Source organism: Paenibacillus protaetiae, assembly GCF_004135365.1.
Classification (GTDB): Bacteria; Bacillota; Bacilli; order Paenibacillales; family Paenibacillaceae; genus Paenibacillus_AP; species Paenibacillus_AP protaetiae.
Genome location: NZ_CP035492.1, coordinates 64,093 through 81,396 on the forward strand (window position 1 = coordinate 64,093; position 17,304 = coordinate 81,396).

The 17,304-nt window shown below is 53.0% G+C and carries 12 protein-coding genes; 8 read left to right on the forward strand and 4 right to left on the reverse strand.

Annotation, left to right across the window (positions count from 1 at the left end; translation table 11 throughout):
• Window positions 1-85 precede the first annotated feature (85 nt).
• The 5 genes from ET464_RS00270 (at window position 86) to ET464_RS00290 (ending at window position 10,778) form a co-directional block, all read left to right on the forward strand.
• Window positions 86-1,693: an extracellular solute-binding protein gene (locus tag ET464_RS00270; RefSeq protein WP_129443911.1), complete on the forward strand. Its 1,608-nt coding sequence runs from the start codon at window positions 86-88 to the stop codon at window positions 1,691-1,693.
• 173 nt (window positions 1,694-1,866) lie between these two features.
• A complete protein-coding gene (locus ET464_RS00275) occupies window positions 1,867-4,227 on the forward strand; it encodes a helix-turn-helix transcriptional regulator (RefSeq protein ID WP_244226602.1) in 2,361 nt (786 codons plus the stop codon).
• Between the two features lie 383 nt (window positions 4,228-4,610).
• On the forward strand, window positions 4,611-7,223 hold the full coding sequence (locus tag ET464_RS00280; protein ID WP_129437211.1) for an exo-rhamnogalacturonan lyase family protein: 2,613 nt from the start codon (window positions 4,611-4,613) through the stop codon (window positions 7,221-7,223).
• A gap of 24 nt (window positions 7,224-7,247) precedes the next feature.
• Window positions 7,248-8,525: a hypothetical protein gene (locus tag ET464_RS00285; RefSeq protein WP_244226603.1), complete on the forward strand. Its 1,278-nt coding sequence runs from the start codon at window positions 7,248-7,250 to the stop codon at window positions 8,523-8,525.
• A gap of 12 nt (window positions 8,526-8,537) precedes the next feature.
• Window positions 8,538-10,778 carry a glycoside hydrolase family 88/105 protein gene (locus ET464_RS00290; RefSeq protein ID WP_129437213.1) on the forward strand — a complete coding sequence of 747 codons (2,241 nt, stop codon included), beginning with the start codon at window positions 8,538-8,540 and terminating at the stop codon, window positions 10,776-10,778.
• A 78-nt stretch (window positions 10,779-10,856) separates the two neighbouring features.
• On the opposite strand, the gene ET464_RS00295 is transcribed toward ET464_RS00290, so the two are convergent.
• The 3 genes from ET464_RS00295 to ET464_RS00305 form a co-directional block, all read right to left on the reverse strand.
• Window positions 10,857-11,702 (reverse strand): carbohydrate ABC transporter permease, encoded by an 846-nt coding sequence (locus ET464_RS00295; RefSeq protein WP_129437215.1) that lies wholly within the window; start codon window positions 11,700-11,702, stop codon window positions 10,857-10,859.
• A 12-nt stretch (window positions 11,703-11,714) separates the two neighbouring features.
• Window positions 11,715-12,617, reverse strand: coding sequence for a carbohydrate ABC transporter permease (locus ET464_RS00300; protein ID WP_129437217.1), 903 nt, complete (start codon window positions 12,615-12,617; stop codon window positions 11,715-11,717).
• 109 nt (window positions 12,618-12,726) lie between these two features.
• Window positions 12,727-14,118: an ABC transporter substrate-binding protein gene (locus ET464_RS00305; RefSeq protein ID WP_129437219.1), complete on the reverse strand. Its 1,392-nt coding sequence runs from the start codon at window positions 14,116-14,118 to the stop codon at window positions 12,727-12,729.
• A 297-nt stretch (window positions 14,119-14,415) separates the two neighbouring features.
• On the opposite strand from ET464_RS00305, the gene ET464_RS00310 reads away from it, so the two are divergent.
• The 3 genes from ET464_RS00310 to ET464_RS00320 all read left to right on the forward strand — a co-directional run bounded on the left by ET464_RS00310 (window position 14,416) and on the right by ET464_RS00320 (window position 16,777).
• A complete protein-coding gene (locus ET464_RS00310) occupies window positions 14,416-14,715 on the forward strand; it encodes a hypothetical protein (protein WP_129437221.1) in 300 nt (99 codons plus the stop codon).
• A gap of 117 nt (window positions 14,716-14,832) precedes the next feature.
• The gene (locus ET464_RS00315; RefSeq protein ID WP_129437223.1) at window positions 14,833-15,855 is read left to right on the forward strand and encodes an endo-1,4-beta-xylanase; all 1,023 of its coding nucleotides are present in this window, start codon (window positions 14,833-14,835) and stop codon (window positions 15,853-15,855) included.
• Between the two features lie 142 nt (window positions 15,856-15,997).
• Entirely contained in the window at window positions 15,998-16,777 is a 780-nt protein-coding gene (locus ET464_RS00320; protein ID WP_129437225.1) for a Cof-type HAD-IIB family hydrolase, read from the forward strand.
• A gap of 60 nt (window positions 16,778-16,837) precedes the next feature.
• On the opposite strand, the gene ET464_RS00325 is transcribed toward ET464_RS00320, so the two are convergent.
• Entirely contained in the window at window positions 16,838-17,137 is a 300-nt protein-coding gene (locus ET464_RS00325) for a hypothetical protein (protein WP_129437227.1), read from the reverse strand.
• Between the last annotated feature and the right edge of the window lie 167 nt (window positions 17,138-17,304).

Below are 17,304 nucleotides of genomic sequence, written 5' to 3' on the forward strand. Positions count from 1 at the left end.
ATATTGGTAAGCGCTTACTTGCGGGCAGGCGGTTTTGCTATAGGATAAGAACCATAAAAGGGAGGAAATAAAGGTGAGAAAAACAATGAAATCCACGAAACGTATTTCCACTTTCCTTATTCTCGGCACAGTGTGCGCCGTAGCTTTGTCGGCCTGCTCTTCCGGCAGCGGGAATAAAGGCTCGAATGGAGGCAGTGCATCGGCTACGCCAAACGCAACCTCATCCGCAACTGCAGCTGCGTCCGCAGACACGAAGCAAGACCCGCTTAAGCTTAATATTATGCTGCCGATCTTTAAAACAAACTTTCCGAAGGACGACAGCCCGGTTGCGGCGGAAATCGAAAAAAGAACGAATACGGACATTCATTTTGAGTGGGTGCCAAACGCTTCGTATTCGGACAAATTTAATATTACGCTTGCTTCCGGCACGCTGCCAAGCATCATCTACGTGCCTGACCCTAAGGCGCCAAGCTTCGTAAGCGCAGCCAAAAGCGGCGCATTCTGGGATTTGACCGATAAGCTGAAAAACTATAAAAACTTGGGCGAAGCGAATCCGGTCATTCTGAACAACTCCTCGGTCGACGGCAAAACATACGGCATTTACCGCGGACGCGCGCTTGGCCGCAATGGCGTGTATTACCGGAAAGACTGGCTGGATAAAGTCGGCTTGCCGGTTCCGAAAACGATCGACGATTTTTACAATATGCTCAAAGCGTTTAAGGAACAAGATCCGGACGGCGACGGCAAGGACGATACGTACGGGCTGGTTATGGTCAAGTGGACGGGCGGCTGGGGCGCCGGCTTCGACCAAATCAAGCTTTGGTTCGGAGCGCCTAACGTTTGGGGCGTCAAAGACGGCCAGCTTGTGCCGGAGTTTGAATATGACGAATATTTCGAAGCGCTTAAGTTTATGAAGAAGCTGTATGACGAGAAACTCGTCAACCAGGACTTTGCCGTTATGGACTCGGCCAAATGGGTTGATCCGATCGTCAACAATCAAGCCGGCGTCATTGTAGACGTTGTGGACGGAGCAGCACGCGCCGACGATAAAATTCATGCTGCACTGGCCGCTGCAGGCAAAGATGATCCTAGCAAGCAGTTTATGGACGTATTTGGGGCTGTATCCGGTCCTGACGGCCAAATCCATACGCTTCCGACCTCCGGTTTTGCCGGCATGTTGTCCATTCCGAAATCAAGTGTCAAGACGGAGGAGCAATTGGACCGCGTGCTGACGTTCCTGGATCAGCTGAACGAGCCGGATATGCAAACGCTGCTCGGCTATGGCATTGAAGGCGTACATTACACGAAGGTGGACGATAAATCGCTGGAAACGATTAAAGATACCGTGAAGCTGGAATCGGAAGTGGAAGGCTTGAACCAAATGATTCCATACATTCCGGAAACACGGGGGCTGCTGCCGAAATCGACGCCGCTGCGCGACCGTCAAACCGAGCTGCAAAAAGAAAACGAAGCCACGATCGTCGCGAATCCGGCGGCACCGTTTATTTCTGAAGTCTATTCGCAAAAAGGCGCCCAGCTGGATAATATTATCAACGATGCGCGCATCAAGTTTATTGTTGGCCAAATTGATGAAAAAGGCTGGAAAGATGCCATTGAAGTATGGAAAAAATCCGGCGGCGATGATTATGTGAAGGAAATGAATGAGCTGTATGCAGCTACCGGCGGCAAATAAACCATCATAAACGGAAACAAACGGATTTATTAAAATCAAACCAAAAGACCATACGGAAACGTATGGTCTTTTTTTGTGTTCGTTTTAACAAAATTTAAGTGGAACAATTATTCATTTCGTTATATGCTGTAAGCATAGGCCAATGGTTCGGATGAGCGGGCGGCTTTTAATTTATGAATACGCTTACAAAGGAGTCGGTTAGTAAAATGGAACTGATCAATAAACAATTAGGCAAATTCCGTTTGGCTGGCGGCTCCGGCAAATTTTATAAAAAAAGTCTGGTACTGCTCCTTATCGTAACGAGCATACCGGGAATCATTACAGGGGCGCTTGTTTATTGGATGGCGGGCGGACGGCTGGAGAGCGAGCTGCTGAAGCTTCATAACTACCAGATTGAGCAGCGGGCGGGCAATTTGGATGAGCAGCTGGAAAATTTGGAGCTGATGTTGTCCCACTGGGCGTTTGACTCCCGGTTTGATTATTCATTAAGCGGCCATGACTTCGTCCGCGATTTTGTGAAAACCCGGGATATCGTCAATACGCTGCTCGTCATGCAAGGGTCTAATACGATGATCAAAAACGTCAATCTTTATTTGCAGGGAGAGCAGCCGATCCTGTTCGACCCGGAGTATTCTTCGCTGCAGAGCGGGGCGCTGACCCATATTTATGACGGTTTGTTTACGAAAAAAAGGGAGACGTATTGGACGCAGCTGTCCTTTAATCCGTCCAATCCCGCTCAGAGGGATTTAACATTTGTCCATTTGATTCCGGGGGGAAGCATGAAGCCGTTTGGCGCATTGCTCATCCGTCTGGACAGCGATAAGGTGGCGCAAATGCTCCGGACGATGACGCCGTACAGCGACGGGGAAAATTTATTGATGGAAGAAGGCGGAGACATCTACGTTTCCGCTAGCGGCAGCTCCCAGGATTCTCCGTTCGTACAGTCGTTAAGAGGAAAAATCGAACAGCGCAAGGAAGGGCAAGGCTCGTTTTTTTTCGATTGGAACAATAAAACATACGCCGTTACTTATGGGCACGTATCCCGGATTGCGGAAACATGGATGTATGTATCCGCATCGCCGATTACAAGCATTACGGCTCCGGTGGTGCTCATATCCAAAATTATTTTTACAGTCAGCCTAAGCGCATTCCTCATTGCGGTGTTGCTGGCATGGCTGGCTTCCAAGCGGCTTTACTCGCCGGTGAAGCGGCTGATGGGCAACCTGCTTCCGGGGGTTTCTCCTTTCAGCAGACAGGAAGACGAGTTTACGCTGATTGAACGGGAGTGGAATGATTTAAGCCGGGAGAGCAAGGAGCTGAACGCCAAGCTGTCCGCCCAGCTGCCTTACGTTAAGGAAAGCTTCCTGCATCAGCTGGTACAAGGTTATTTGTACGCTTATTCCGAAGACGACCTGCTCTCCCGCATGGCCAGCTACAAGTGGGATGTAAGCGGCAAGCAGTTTGTGATGCTGTATGTGCAGCTGAACGGCATCGCCAGCATGGAGGGCAAGTTCAGCTACGGCGATGAAGGGCTTGTAACGTTTGCATCGGTCAATATGATTGAAGAGCTCGCGGGCAAATATTTTGAGCAGAGCAGCACGATTAACTTCCATGATCTTGGCGCGGGGCTGCTGCTTATACTGCCGGCAAACGAATCGTATATGGACAAAGTCCAGCCGTTCTGCGAAGAGCTGACTCAAGCGGTCAACCGGCTGCTCCTTATGCGGGTTACCGTTGCAGTCAGCCGTTCGATTGCCCATATAAGCGACGTGCCGTTTGCTTTTGAAGGGGTGAAGCATGCGGCCAGCTTCCGCAACTTCGACAATGAGAATCAGCTGATCGATATGGAACAGCTGAACTACGAGGACAGCTCCGAACCGCCTTATCCGTTTACGCTGGAGCGGGAGTTTATACAAGCGCTGCGCACCGGGCAGGAGGCCGACGCACGTACGCTGCTGTGTGATTTTATGCATGCATTGTCCGTACAGGGAGCCAAAGCGATTGACGTCCAGCAGGGCATGCTCCATTTGCTTGGTTCGGTTCAGCACGCCATACTGGTGTCCGGCATTCAGCCGAAACGGCTGTTCAAAGGCGCCAACTTATACGAGCAGCTGTCGCAAATTAAAGAACCGGGCCGCATTTGCGACTGGTTCCAGGCAAGGGTCATCGACCCGTTTATGAAAGAGCTGGTGGGACGGTCGGATTTGCAAGTGAAGCGCCTGATTGAAGAAGCGATGTTGTTCCTGCAAAAAAACTATATGCAGGATATTTCGCTGGATAACTGCGCGGACCATATCGGCACCAATCCGTTTTTCCTGAGCAAGTCGTTTAAGCAGGTAACGGGCAAAAATTTCATTGATTATTTAACCGAGCTGCGGATGGACAAAGCAAAAGAGCTGCTGCGCGAATCGGAATTAAAAATTAATGCAGTTGCGGAGCAGGTTGGGTATCAGCACAGCTATTTCAACCGGATATTCAAAAAGCTGGAAGGAATGACGCCAACGCGTTATCGCGAGCTGAGCCGGGCTGAATAAGCGCCGGTCAAGGAATTCTCTGCTGTAGGAAGCCGCTGTGCTGCATTCTCGGTGTTAAAGCCTGATTCTCCCAAGAGGAGGATCAGGCTTTTCTTTATATCTTTGGCGAATGTATTCAGGGGAGAGGAAAGCACGTATCGGAGCAGGAGGAACCCCTGATCCCAAAAGGGACAATATGCCCCGAAAAGCCCGGTAAGCTTTTAAATAGATGGCGTTATCCGTTTCATCAACAAAGTGCAAGGCGGGTGAAAATGTGCAAATCCGGCGCACGGCCCGGGCAAAAATGTGCCATTGCCGGGAAAACGGCGGTTGCCTACAATGAAGGCGTTCAAACGCGGATGAATGGGAGCGTCGCTCTACAACTGAACAGGGAGGATGAAGAAATGAGCGGAACCGCTGTTAAGGTGGGCTGGCTGAAGGAAGCGCCTTCCGTTCCGGCCGGAGTGACATGGGGCATTCCGTGGGGAGAAGGCGAACTGAACCGGAACGAGGAGCTGGCACTGGCAGTGCCTGACGGAGGCACTGCGCCGGCTTTGCAAAGCTGGCCAACTGCATTCTGGCCGGACGGCAGCGTGAAATGGACTGCGCATGCCGCTTCGTTTCCCGCTGCGGAAGCGGGGGGTTACGATGTCGTGAAAGGAAAGCAGGCGCCGGGAGGCGGCAAGCTTCTCGTGCAGGAGACAGAAGAAGAAATAACGGTGGATACCGGAATGATAGCTTTTATTGTGCCGAAATACGGGGACCGGATCATATCAAGCATTTTGCGCGGCGGCAAGGAAATATGCGGCGGCGGCAGGCTGATCGCTATGAAGGAGACTTCGTTTGCTGCCTCCGGCTTCCGGACCATCAAGGAAGAAAACTTTCATTCCCGCCTGCAGGAAGTAAAGCTGGAGCAGGCCGGTCCGGTGCGGGCGGTCATTAAGCTGTCGGGCAAGCACCGGTCCGCTGCCGGCAGCGGAGAATGGCTGCCGTTTTCAATGCGGCTGTACGCCTACGCCGGACTGGAGACGATTCGTATCGTTTATACCTTCCACTATGACGGCGACCCGGACACCGATTTTGTGAAAGGGCTGGGCATCCGCTTTACGGTGCCCATGAGAGGGAAGGGGTACAACCGGCATATCCGATTCGCCGGCGACAGCGGTTATTTCAGCGAGGCGGCCAAATCGCTCCACACCCGCAGGACGAAAGGCCGTTATGAAGCGCAATACGAGCGGCAGCTGATGGGCGAGACGTTAACGGATGAGGAGATGAATGATCCGTATTTCCTGAATCTGCTTGACGATTCCGCATCATGGAACAGCTTCAAGCTGGTTCAGTCTTCAGCGGACCATTACCGCATCATGAAGCAGACCAAGCCGGTCTGCAGCTGGGTCAAATCGGCGGAAGGCCGCAGAGCACGGGGGCTTGTGTATGCAGGAGGCGAAGGCGGCGGCCTGGCGATAACGATGCGTTCTTTTTGGCAAATGCATCCGTCCGGCTTTGAGGTCCGGAATCTGCTGCATGAGGAGGCGGAGCTGACTGTCTGGTTCTGGTCGCCGGATGCGCCGGCCATGGACATGCGCCATTACGACACGGAAACGCATGTGGAATCCGCTTATGAAGGTGCGGAGGAAATGCGCGCAACGCCTTACGGCGTCGCCCATACAAGCGAGTTGACGCTCTGGTGCAAGGCGGCGACGCCAAGCCCGGCGCAGCTGGACGCAATGGCCGGCTATAACGAATCGCCCGCGCAGCTTGTATGCGCCCCGGATTATTTTCACGCCAAGAAAGCGTTTGGCGTCTGGAGTTTGCCTGACCGGAGCGTCCCGGCCAAAGCGCAGTTGGAGGAACGGCTGGACGGCATTATATCGTTCTACCAGTCGGAGGTGGAGCAGCGCCGCTGGTACGGCTTTTGGGATTACGGCGATTTCATGCACAGCTATGATCCGGCGCGCCATGTGTGGAATTACGATCTCGGCGGCTGCGCCTGGCAAAATACGGAGCTCGCGCCCAATATGTGGCTGTGGCTTATGTTTTTAAGGACGGGCCGGGAAGATATTTACCGCATGGCCGAGGCAATGACCAGGCATACAAGCGAAGTGGATGTTTATCATTTTGGCGAATATGCGGGGTTAGGCTCGCGCCATAACGTCGTTCACTGGGGATGCGGATGCAAGGAAGCCCGAATCGGCATGGCCGGGCTGCACCGGTATTTCTATTATTTGACGGCGGATGAGCGGATCGGCGACATGATGGACGAAGCGGCCGATTCGGATTATGCAACGGTCCGCCTGGACCCGATGCGGGCGTATTTTCCGAAAGACGAGCACCCGACGCATATTCGGGTCGGTCCGGATTGGGCGGCGTTCAGCTCCAACTGGATGACCTGCTGGGAACGGTACGAGGATCGGCATTACCTTCAGAAGCTGCAGACCGGAATCGAGTGTATTAAGCAGGCGAGGTTCGGGCTGATATCGGGGCCGACCTACGGATACGATCCGGCAACGGGCGTGCTGGCGCCTATGGGCGACGACAACTGGGGAAGGCATTTGGCGCTGTGCATGGGCGGACCGCAAGTGTGGATGGAGCTGTCCGGCATGCTGAAGGATCCGCAGTGGGATGAGATGATGGCCGATTTCGGCGTTTTTTATAATTTGCCGCAAGAGGAGAAAGACCGGATCACCGGCGGAACGATCAGCGACCGGCATTTCGAGCATCCGGTGCTGACAACGGCGCTTGTCGCTTACGGGGCATGGTACAGGCAGGACCGTCGCACGGCTGACACCGCCTGGTCGATATTGCTTGGCAGTCGGTTTGCGCATACCGATCTGCAGCGGCAGGCAGCCGGCGTATCCTACGTGAGGGAACTGAAGGAAATCGGCTGGATGAACACCAACGAAGCGTCGCAATGGTCGCTTAACGTGATCATTAGCCTCGCGCTTATCGGTGAGGCGCTGCCCGGACAATGGGCGGAGTGCGCTGCGGCAGGCGGAGAAAACAGGAACTTACAATAGCGATAAACGAGGAGGGTGCACAAGATGGCACAGCAACAGGAAACGATGGAAGTGTTCCGCATTGCGGATTTGGATATTAGCGCGGCGGGTCCCCGCTGCAAAATGCTGCTGGGCGACTTAAACGGTGACGGGCGGGCCGAGTTATTGATGGTGCATCCGGATGACCGGCAAGATGTCCGGTATATTCCCCATCAGGTGCAGTGCCTGACGGCATATGATCTCGATGGCCATTTGTTATGGCAAACGGGGAAGCCAAGCGAGGAAGCGGGCAGCCAGGGCTCCGATTATCCGGCGCAAATCTACGATTGGGACGGTGACGGCAAGCTCGAGGTGCTGTGCGTGATGGACAGCCGCTTCTGCGTGCTGGACGGCGCAAACGGCAAAGAGAAGATATCCTATGAGCTGCCTTCGCCTCATGCCCATGATTGTATCATTATCGCGAACTTGACCGGCGGGCCGCGCGCGTCGGACGTGATTTTGAAGGACCGGTATCACCGGTTGTGGGCGATGGACAATCAATTCCGGCTGCTGTGGACATATGAGGGCAATCCGGGCCATTATCCATGGGTGTACGATTTGAACGGGGACGGCTTGGACGAGGTGATGGCCGGATACGATTTGCTGGACCATCAGGGGAACCGGTTATGGAGCTGCCGTGATCTGGAAGATCATGCCGATTGCATTTGGGTTGGCGATGTGAACGGCGACGGGCAGCCGGAGCTTGTCATCGGCGGCAGCGTTACCGTTATGTACGACCGGGAAGGCCGCGAGCTGTGGCGGCACTCCGGTTCGGTCGAGTCGCAGCATATCGCGCTCGGCCGCTTCCGGCCGGATTTGCCGGGGCTGCAGGTGGCCGGACTTGACCGGCTGGTGCGGGAGGACGACGGTAAAGGGTTAAAAGGCAAAGATGCGTTGTTCCTGCTGGATTCGGAAGGAAACGAGCTGTGGAAGGAAAACCGCCAGACAAGCGGCTGGCTGACCATAGCGGAAACGATGCACCGCTGGCTGCCGGATTCCGGGCAAGATTATATTCTTGCCTACCGTCGGGGAGGCGGCGTTTATCCCTCGTTGTATGACGGGCATTTAAACGTTGTCGCGGAGTTCCGCCATGACGGTTATGCCGTTCATGCCGATCTGCTTGGCACAGGAACGGAGCAGGTAATTATTTACAATGATACGTCTGCGGCTGTATTTGCAAGCCGGCCGCTTGCGCTGAAGCCGGAAGGAAAAGCCGTACCGCTGGCGCAGCCGAAACGGCTGTACAGCTCCACCTTATATCCCGGCGGTGAATATGATAGCTAAGGAGGGACGGGCATGCTGCCTTATTTTGACGCAAATGATTCCATTGCAAGGCGGACCGGCGGCAGTGACGAGCATGTGCTAGCCGCAATAGCCGGCCGTTTCGCCGGCGCGCATCCGAAGCTGCCGGTTGTTTACCGGCTGCATACGGAGCGGGGATTCCGCCGGGAGCAGGATTACCGGTATGACATGGATTTGCAGGCGCTTTGGCCGGACATGGAGGACGGACAGGCGGTATACGTATGGGGCAAAATATGGTCCGATCAGGAAACGGTTATGCCGTTTTCGTTAAGCTGCTACGGGCCTACCAAAGTATTCGTGAACGGCAGCGCAGCATTCGCCTCCAATTTGAACGATGATGTATTTCCGGACCGGCGCGTTTATTTCCGTTCCCCGATCCGCAAAGGCTGGAACCACCTTGTGCTGGAATTTGTAAAAACCGGCACCGGCTGCGGCGGCAAGTTTGGAACCGGCAGCATTAAAGGATTTCCGCTCCATGTGCTGGCGCCTTCCCCGGAGCTGTCCGGCATGGAGGGCTGGTGCTGCAGCGGGCCGCAGGCGGGCAAATGGCCGGAGGAGCAGCTGTTGTCCGCTTCTGTGGATGGGCTGGCGGATGCTGCAATATGGCATCCGCAATTGGCGGTCCGCCCCGAAGAGGCGGCATTTGGCCGGCTTGGCGCTCTATTTGCCGGAGCGGAGGCAGGGATGGCGGCTTATGCTTGGACAAAGCTGATGAACCGCCGCATCGACTCCGGTAAGGTAAGGCTGCAGGGCTCGCATGACGGCCCGTGTTCCCTATATTTGAACGGGGTACGGATCTATCAATCGGGCGCGGCAAGCGGTTCGTTTGTCGTAGAAGTGGACGGATTGCCTTTCGGCAGCAGCGATTTGCTTGTGCAAACCGTTAAATCAGGAATAAAATGGGATTTGGAACTGGAGGTCGCCGCGCCAGCCCGCCAACAGGACATGAGGGACGAAGCAATCGCATTAGTGGAACCTTATCCGGTGGAGGGTTTGCGGGAGCCATGGCTTTATTTAGGCCCGTTCCCGGCAGGCGAAGCGCCGGCGCCGGATGAACTGGGCCGGATGGACCGGGTGTACGGAGAAGGGGAATACCGGACATTTTGGCGGGGCGGCCAGCCCGGCACTTGGGTCAGGCCGTATTTGGAAAATGCGATGTTCGGCAAATGGAACTATCCGCTTGGCGTAACCTTGTATGGCATAATGCGAACCGGGGAGCTGCTGGACGATCCGCATTACATCCATTATGCGGCCGAACATATTGAGCAATGTACCGCATTGCACGATTATTCGTTATGGGACGGGAACAAATTCGGGTCGCCCGGCACGAATCACCAGCTGTCGTTTATTGACAGCCTGGATGATTGCGGTTCGTTTGGCGCCGTAATGCTGGAAGCGTGCAAACACCGGCCGCTTGAGGGGGCGGCGCAGGCAGCCGCGCATATCGCTTTGTACATTTCCCGCAAGCAGGACCGGCTGGAAGACGGGGCGCTGTACCGGGTGCGCGGCACAACGGATTTTATGGCGGATACGATGTGGTGCGACGATTTATATATGAGCACGCCTTTTTTATGCAAATATTATGAGCGCACCGGGGAAACCGCTTATTTGGACGATGCGGCGCAGCAGTTTCTGCTGTACCGGAAAAGGCTGTTTATGCCGGAGCACCAAATTATGCATCATGTATACGATTTGAAGTTCGGCAAGCCAAACGGGGTTGCATGGGGCAGAGGGAACGGCTGGGTGTTGTTTTCGCTGACCGAGCTGCTGGCCGTTATGCCGCATACGCACCGGCTGTATCCGCCGATACTCGCTTTTTTCCGCGAGCTGTGTGAAGGGTATTTGCGGCTGCAGGGCGCAAACGGATTGTGGCATCAAGTGCTGACCGATCCGGAATCGTATGAGGAAGCGTCGTGCACCTCGATGTTTGTTTACGCGTTTGCAAGGGGCGTCCGTTTCGGCTGGCTGGAGGAGCCGGAGCCTTATGCGGCGGCGGTGCTGCGCGGCTGGGAAGGTTTGAAAGCTCACTGCATCGACAAACATGGCAATGTGTATGGCGTTTGCCGGGGCTCCGGCTACTCTTATTCCCGTTATTATTACAAGGACGAGCTGACATGGCAGCTGAACGATACGCACGGCATCGGCATCGTGCTGCTGGCAGGAACGGAAACGATCCGGCTCCGTCAGCATATCAATGCGCAAAAGTCTCCGCAAGCCGGCCTCGCCGCCAACTAAACCTCAACTAATTCCGGAAAAGGGCTGAGATGATAAGCCCTTTTCCGGAATCCTGTAAATACGATTGAGCTTTGAGGGCTATTTGACCGCCCCGGCTGTAATGCCGTTTGCGATTTGGCGCTGAAAAAATATATACATAACGAGAACCGGTATGATCGTAATGAGCAAAGCGGCAAACAGCGGTCCCCATTCGGTCCGGTATTGCATCTCCGCCTGCATAACGCCGATCTCGACCGGCAGCGTATATTGGGCCGGATCGTTCACGAGAATCGTCCCCATAATATATTCGTTCCAAATGTTCAGCACGTTGACAATTGCTACCGTAATGAGGCCGGGCTGGGACAAAGGCAGCATCACTCGGAAAAACGTGCCGAAATGCGAAGCGCCGTCAACAACGGCCGCTTCCTCCAAATCTTTTGGCAGCGACCTGAAAAAACCGACAAGCACAAAGATGCCAAAGGCCAGTACGCTTGATGTGTATACAAAGATCAATCCGATCTTGGTATTGATCAAATGAAGCGAATTCATCAGGAAAAACAGCGGAATAAGCGCCAGCACAAAGGGAACCATCATGGACGCGATATAGAGCAGGTATAACGCATTGCTTCCTTTAAATTTGTAGCGGGCCAGCACATAAGCGGTAGAGGCGGAGAGCAGCAAGCCAAGCAGGACGGAGCCGGCTGTTACGATAATCGAATTCAAAAAATAGCTGCTGAAGCTGTATTTTTCCCAAACATAAGAAAAGTTGGACCATAACAGCGGAACATCGGGCAGCGCCCAAGGCGCTTTCGATAAAAATTGCTGGTTGTTTTTCAAAGCGTCCAATAACGTCCAGAGCAGCGGATACAGGACGGACACGGCCCAAATGAGAAGAATCGCATAGAAAATGATTTTGACTGCAGGATGTTTAATTGGCGATTGCATGGTCTGTCCCCCCTAAATCATCTCGATCGTTTCTTGTCGCATAATGCGCTGCAGTACGATGGTGGTGATTAGCGACAGCACCAATATTAATACGCCGATGGCCGCGCCGAAGCCAAAATGATATTGCCGGAACGCCATTTGATACAGATAGGAGCCCATAACCTGGGTAGAGTTATCCGGTCCGCCTTCTGTCATCAGCCACACGATGACGAATGACCCGTTCAGCGTTGTCATCATAATGTTCAGAATGGACACTTTCATCTGCTCCCAAATTAGCGGCAGCGTAATGCTCCGGAATTGTCTCCACTGCCCGGCGCCTTCCATATCCGCCGCTTCGAAATACGAAGACGGGATATTTTGGATGGCGGCAATAAGCAAAATCATATAAAAACCGATGCCGGCCCATATCGCCGGGGGCAGCAGCATCCAGATCGTATGCGACGGAAATCCGAGCCAGGCAATCGTCACCTGTTCCTTTGTAAAAAGCGACAGGAAGCCGTTCAGAAAGCCGATTTGCGGATTATAAATAAAATTCCACAATACGCCGACGACAACAACGGATATGACGTTCGGGATAAAAAAGATGGATCGGAAAAATCCGGCGAGCTTGAAGTTGAACCGGGTTAACGCAACGGCAAAAAAAGTAGCCAGCAGCATAATGCCGACGATTTTGCCGGCGACCAGAAAATAGTCGTTCCCGATAGCTCTCCAAACGATAGGGTCTTTAAACATATCCACGAAATTATCGAAGCCGATGAATGTTTTGTGCTGTGCCATGCCGGACCAGTCAAACAGCGAATAATAAAGCGCTTGAACAACCGGCCAAATCGTAAACAAGCAAAAAAACAGCAATGTAGGCAACGTAAAGGCGGCTATAAATATGTTTCGGCTAAAAGAGGCGGTCCCTCGTTTCATGGCGATACCGTCCTTTCTGTAAATGGGCGGAGGCAGAGCGGACTGCCAGCGTCCGCTTCTTCCTCCGCCTTTTTGGCTGTGGCGATCCCTGTTTCATGATTTCGCTGTTTTATTTGGCTACTTTTTTCACGGCGTCCGTTACGCGTTTGACCCATTCCTCCGGCGTAATTTTACTGATCGTCAATGCATCCGTTGCATCCTGCATCGCTTTGTCAACGTCGGCGCTGAACGTAATCGTCGGGATGACGACCGTGTCCGGCGAGGTCAAATATTTTGCTGCGTCCTTCACAAAGCTTGGCGCATTCGAATTGCTGATGTCGCCTTTAATGTTGGAAGGAGCACCGCTAAGCTCTGCCCATTGCGACGCTTGCGCCGCGGAGAAAATAAATTGCAGGAACGCTTTGGCTGCATCTTTGTTTTTCGCATTTTTCGCGATTGCAACCGTTGCGGTTGACGTATTGGCTACAACTTTGCCGCCCGGTTTTTGCGTTATGGACGGAATGAAGCCGAATTGGAAGCCGGACGGCACGTCTTTGGCCATTTCATTAGGCAGCCAGAGGCCGTTTGGAATAAAGGCGTCTTTGTGCTGCAGGAACATCATTTGCGAGTCGGTATGGTTGATTTGGATCGACGCTTTGTCGATAAAGCCTTTGTCGCGCAGCTCCACGATTTGATTAAGCGCAGCCAGCACGGCCGGGCTTTCATACGCTTCGACTTTGTTGGCGGCCATATCCTGCAGAATCGTATAATCGTCGTTGTTATTCGATACGATCGCCGGATACAGGAATGCACCGTTAATGTAATAAGGATATTTGCCGGTATGGATAAACGGTGTAACGCCGTCGGCGCTAATTTTGGAGCTTATATCCAGGAATGACTGGAAGTCGGTTGGTTCCGTCCAGCCTTTTTGCTGGAACAGCGCTTTATCCCAGAAAATGCCCCACGAGTTCAGCACAAGCGGAATGTTGTAAATTTTGCCGTCGTATTGCTGCGGCTGCTGGGCAAGCAGATCCAGAATCGGCGAACCGTCAATGTTTTTGGCTGTTTTGATCCAGTCCGTCAAATCTTCCAGCTGGCCGTCTTCGACCATTTGGCGGTCGTTCAGCTCAGGGCCGTCGATGTACACGAAATCCGGCGGGTTGCCGGCAATCCAGCGCGGTTTATTTTGCTCGTTAATTTTTGGACCGGCGGAAACTTTAATTTTGAGGTCAGGATTGGCGGCTTGAAAGTCATCAACCACTTTTTTCCACCATGCGTCGCCATATCCTCCAACAAAGTATTGGATTTCAAAATCGCCTGTCAGCTTTGTAGCCGTTGCGTCCGGAGTCGCGCTGGCGTCGGCTGAAGGGGCTGCTGATGCTTCAGCAGATGCCGAAGGCGACGGCGATGGTTCGCTGCTCGAGCCGCTGTTGTTCGAGCCGTTGTTGGAACCGCAGGCAGAGAGGAAGACGGAGACGAGCAGTATGGCGATTCCCAGCGAAGTCCATTTTTTAAATCGCATAAAACCAAACCCTCCTTTTAGATGTCAAATCGCGCTGCAACTGCGCTTAAGTCCATCATAAAGAGAACAAGCCGTACGGACTATTGAATATCTTCCATGAATTCTTTGTTATTATCTTTTTTGTAAAAACGGCCGATGGATACACTGTACGCAAACGGGAGAAGCGTTTCCTTATCGAAAGAGCAGCAATCGCTTTTTTGATTGGCGCTAGGGCGGAAAGGGAATTCAATGCATCAAGCTATTAACATGTTAAATGTTACATATAATGGAATATATTTAACTTGAAACAGGGAAGGGTTGAAGAACGTGGTTATTGCCGTTATTTTATGGTTATTTTTTGCTGCTATTTTCTTTTTCATCTTATACGGCGTCATCATGTGGGCGATGAATGACAGTAAGCTCGCGCAGGATGTCCGTCAGATCCGGCTTATTCTCGAAAAGCGGGCGGAGCTGGACGGCATTGACGTTATAACGGACGAACTGTCAGACCGGCCTTATGAAGTTCTGGCATGCCCGGAATGCGGCTATGGCTGCTCCGTAGACGATATTTATTGCTCAAGCTGCAAGACGAAGCTGCAGAACGAACCACAGCTCTAAACCAAAAGCGCAGGAATCGTAGCATATAGCGCATTTGTTGAGAGGCATGTAAGCGGACGGTTCCTTATAATGGAACGAAAAATGCTGTTTCTTCTAAGCATAAGGAGGGTTACGTTCATGACTTACGATAACAGCCGCCCGCAAGCGCCGGTTCCATCGCTTAAGGAACTTTACCTGCCGTATTTCGACATTGGCGCCGCCGTTAATTTGCGTACGATGGAGTCGCAAAAGGAGCTTTTGGCTGCGCATTACAACAGCTTGACAGCGGAAAATGATATGAAGTTTGAGCGGATTCATCCGCAAGAAGGCGTATATGCATGGGAAGCGGCCGACCGGATTGCCGATTTTGCGGCGTCAAACGGCATGAAGCTGCGCGGCCATACGCTTGTATGGCATAATCAGACGCCGGACTGGGTATTTGAAGGAGAAGGCGGCGCGCCAGCCAGCCGGGATACGCTGCTTGCGCGCATGAAGGAGCATATTACAGCGGTTGTGTCGCGCTACAAAGGCCGGGTGTACGGCTGGGATGTCGTCAACGAAGCGGTGGAGGATCAATCAGGCGACCGGCTCCGCCAGTCCAAATGGCTGGAGCTGGCCGGGGAAGATTTTATCGCAAACGCATTCCGGTTTGCGCATGAAGCGGACCCGGAAGCGGTATTGTTTTATAACGATTATAATGAATGCAATCCGGAGAAACGGGATCATATCATCCGGCTTGTCCAATCACTCCAAAACCAAGGGGTGCCGATTCACGGCATCGGACTGCAGGGGCATTGGAACTTGCATGGCCCAACTATCGGTATGATCCGCGAAGCGTTTGAGCGGTACGCCGAGCTTGGGCTGCAGCTGCAAATTACGGAGCTGGACATTTCGGTATTTGACCAAGCTGACCGCCGCACCGGCCTTACCGCGCCGTCCGCCGAGATGATCGAGCGGCAGGCCGAACGTTATGAGCAGATTTTCGGTTTGTTCCGCGAATTTAAAGAAGTATTGACGGCGGTTACTTTCTGGGGAGCTGCTGACGACTATACGTGGCTGAACGATTTTCCGGTCCGCGGACGCCGCAATTGGCCGTTTGTATTCGACGCGAACCATCAGCCGAAACCGGCGTTCTGGAAAATTGCAAACGGGTTGGAATAGGCTGGCGCAAGGCGTCTGCACAATTTTTACTGGCTGGAATTGTAGACATAACGGCACTTCTGTCCGTATACTAGACAACAATAGAGACAAGCCGCAGGATAGGGCGGTTACACATCAGAGATAGAAGAGGAGCCATAACGAAATGAGTTATAAAATTGTTTTTTTCGATATCGACGGAACGCTTGTGAACGAGGACAAGCAAATTCCTGCCGACGCGCTGCAGGCGATTGCTGAACTGAAAGCAAGCGGCGTGGAGCCGGTGATCGCAACCGGACGCGCGCCTTATTTTATTAAACCGCTCGCCGAGCAGGCAGGCATTGATTCCTTCGTAACGTTAAACGGCGGTTACGTCGTATACAAAGGGCAGCCGCTGTATTCCCGCACCATTCCCAAAACAAGCCTTGAAGCGCTTGTCAAGCTGGCTGGCGAGCATCAGCACGGGCTTGTTTTTGAAGGCGAGCACGAATTTTTTGCCGATACGGAAGACCATCCGTTTATTACGGATTCGGTTATGTCGCTGAAGGTGGACATGCCGGGCTACAATCCGGAATATTGGAAAACCAATGACATCTTCCAAGTATTCCTGCACTGCGAAAGCCAGGATGAACACTTGTACGAAACGCTTCTTAACGAGCTGAAGCTCATCCGCTGGCACCCGCAGGCGATGGACGTGCTTCCGGCCGGCGGCTCCAAAGCGCAGGGCATTGAAGCGCTGCTCGATAAGCTGGGGCTGACGAAAGAAGAAGCGGTAGCATTTGGCGACGGGCTGAACGACAAGGAAATGCTCGAGGTTGTTGGCCTGGGCATCGCAATGGGCAATTCCCACCCGGACCTGCTCCCGTATGCCGATTACGTCACGACCGACGTGAATGAAGGCGGCGTACGCAACGGCTTGATCCATGCAGGTCTGCTGAAAGGGTAACGCATTCAATGAAAGGGGCGCCCCGAAAGCGATTAAGCCGGCGGAGACGCCCCTCATTGTTTATTCCACGCCGTCCGTGAAGTTTTTAGTATATTGCTTAACCCCTTTATGCTCCAAATCCTCCAGCGTTTTCTCTAAAATCGTGACAATACGTTCTTTCACCTGATTCAAGGTCTCGTAAAACAGCTGCTCTTCGCCTCCGATAATTTTGACGCCGCTGATCGCCTGCATCGACGTAAACAACCGGTGCTGCTCGGCTAAGTTGTCAATCACCTCCAGCGTATGTTTGGTCTGCAGAAATAAATCTTTATGGTGCTGTTTGGACAGCCGCGACTCGAGCTTCTCTAATCTCTCACTCATCGATCCCACTCCTTTCGTTCGACAGAACCACCTGATACTGTATATGTACGAAAGAAGAGGTAGTTGTATTACGAAACAAAGCTGGAATCCGCGTCTGTCCCGAGGCGCTGTTCCGTCCTTTTTACCGGCTTTTGTCCAATGCAAATTGCTGCAGCTGATCCAGCGCA

Bases quoted from the DNA above. Each gene is read 5' to 3' on its own strand.
- ET464_RS00270 (WP_129443911.1), top strand. From the start codon at position 86: ATGAAATCCACGAAACGTATTTCCACTTTCCTTATTCTCGGCACAGTG.
- ET464_RS00275 (WP_244226602.1), top strand. From the start codon at position 1,867: ATGAATACGCTTACAAAGGAGTCGGTTAGTAAAATGGAACTGATCAAT.
- ET464_RS00280 (WP_129437211.1), top strand. From the start codon at position 4,611: ATGAGCGGAACCGCTGTTAAGGTGGGCTGGCTGAAGGAAGCGCCTTCC.
- ET464_RS00285 (WP_244226603.1), top strand. From the start codon at position 7,248: ATGGCACAGCAACAGGAAACGATGGAAGTGTTCCGCATTGCGGATTTG.
- ET464_RS00290 (WP_129437213.1), top strand. From the start codon at position 8,538: ATGCTGCCTTATTTTGACGCAAATGATTCCATTGCAAGGCGGACCGGC.
- ET464_RS00295 (WP_129437215.1), bottom strand. From the start codon at position 11,702: ATGCAATCGCCAATTAAACATCCTGCAGTCAAAATCATTTTCTATGCG.
- ET464_RS00300 (WP_129437217.1), bottom strand. From the start codon at position 12,617: ATGAAACGAGGGACCGCCTCTTTTAGCCGAAACATATTTATAGCCGCC.
- ET464_RS00305 (WP_129437219.1), bottom strand. From the start codon at position 14,118: ATGCGATTTAAAAAATGGACTTCGCTGGGAATCGCCATACTGCTCGTC.
- ET464_RS00315 (WP_129437223.1), top strand. From the start codon at position 14,833: ATGACTTACGATAACAGCCGCCCGCAAGCGCCGGTTCCATCGCTTAAG.
- ET464_RS00320 (WP_129437225.1), top strand. From the start codon at position 15,998: ATGAGTTATAAAATTGTTTTTTTCGATATCGACGGAACGCTTGTGAAC.
- ET464_RS00325 (WP_129437227.1), bottom strand. From the start codon at position 17,137: ATGAGTGAGAGATTAGAGAAGCTCGAGTCGCGGCTGTCCAAACAGCAC.